Annotated in this window: 1 protein-coding gene; it reads left to right on the plus strand. The window is 45.2% G+C overall.

Going from position 1 to position 1,533, the window contains the following annotated elements:
• Positions 1–23: 23 nt before the first annotated feature.
• On the plus strand, positions 24–1,533 hold a 1,510-nt coding region (locus tag NTX75_09780; protein ID MCX5816511.1), incomplete at its 3' end, for a PAS domain S-box protein.

Below are 1,533 nucleotides of genomic sequence, written 5' to 3' on the forward strand. Positions count from 1 at the left end.
ACCCTGCATACAGGCAGACCGTTATCGCGGCATGGGTAGAAGATTTAAAAGCAGCCGGACCAGGTGAAAAAAGACCACGGGTTTTTACTGTAACGTGTAAGGATGGAACGGAAAAGATTATTAATTTCATCTCGGTGCAAATGGAAACCGGTGTTCACATTATGACTTGCGAAGATATAACAGAGCAGAAGAGATCAGAAGAGATGCTCCTGCAAAGCAGAGAGAATTACCGCAGTATCACCGATAATGCACTGAATGGTATATATCAGACAACCAAAGATGGAAAATTTCAGATGTCCAACCCTGCTTTTTTCAGTATGCTGGGCTATGCATCGTTTGAAGAGATGGCAACATCGATTAACGAAATAACACACGAGCTCTATGTGAATCCTGAAGACCGTGAATATATTAAGCGGATTCTCGAAAAAGAGGACACAATAAGAAAATTTGAAACACAGTTTTATAAAAAAGATGGAAGCAAAATATGGGTTTCTATAAATATGCGAAATGTCCGCGATGCTGACGGAACATTTCTCCATTATGAAGGCATTGACGAGGACATCACCCAACGCAAACAGGCAGAAATTGCATTACTGGAAAGCAGAGATAAACTGGCGGTTATCGCAGAAGGATCTGCAATTCCCCAATTCGCCATCGACAAAGACCATACCGTCATTCTCTGGAACAGAGCCCTTGAGATATATAGCGGTGCCAAGGCAAAAGATGTGCTGGGCACCTCAAATCACTGGAAGGCGTTTTATCCCGAGAAGAGACCGTGTCTTGTGGATTTAGTCATCGAAAGTGTTACCGAAGATGAGATTGCACGATGGTACGGTAATATATATAGCAGATCAGACCTTCTTGACGGAGCTTATGAGGCAACAGGGTATTTCCCACATATGAAGGAAGGGACATGGCTCTACTTTACCGCAGCAGCGATCAAGGACTCTTCAGGAAACACTATAGCCGGCATTGAGACCCTCGAGGACATTACAAGTTTGAAAACTGTCGAGGTATCGCTTTGTCAGAGCGAAGCCAAATACCGCTCCATCTTCGAAAATGCAGTAGAAGGCATATTTCAGTCAACCCCTGAAGGATGTTACCTCAGTGTAAATCCAGCCCATGCAAGGATACATGGCTATTCATCCCCTGAAGAACTGATACAGGCAGTAACCGATATAGCCACCCAGTCTTATGTCAATCCAAGGGACAGACAAGAACTCAGAGAGCAGCTTGAGAGGGATGGTATGATAGAAAATTTTGAGTCACAACGATACCGCAAAGACGGGAGTATCTTTTGGGTATCCACAAATGCCCGTACAGTCCGAGATGAGCACGAGAAGGTTATTTACTATGAAGGAACCACAGAAGACATTACCGAACGCAAGCAGGCGGAGGAGGAAAAGCGTAAACTGGAGGCGCGGTTGCAGCATGCAGACAAGATGGAATCCATCGGGACACTGGCGGGCGGCATTGCGCATGACTTCAACAATCTGCTCATGGGGATTCAGGGCTACGCTTCCCTGTCGTTAA

Source organism: Pseudomonadota bacterium, from assembly GCA_026388315.1.
In the GTDB taxonomy this organism is placed as follows: domain Bacteria; phylum Desulfobacterota; class Syntrophorhabdia; order Syntrophorhabdales; family Syntrophorhabdaceae; genus MWEV01.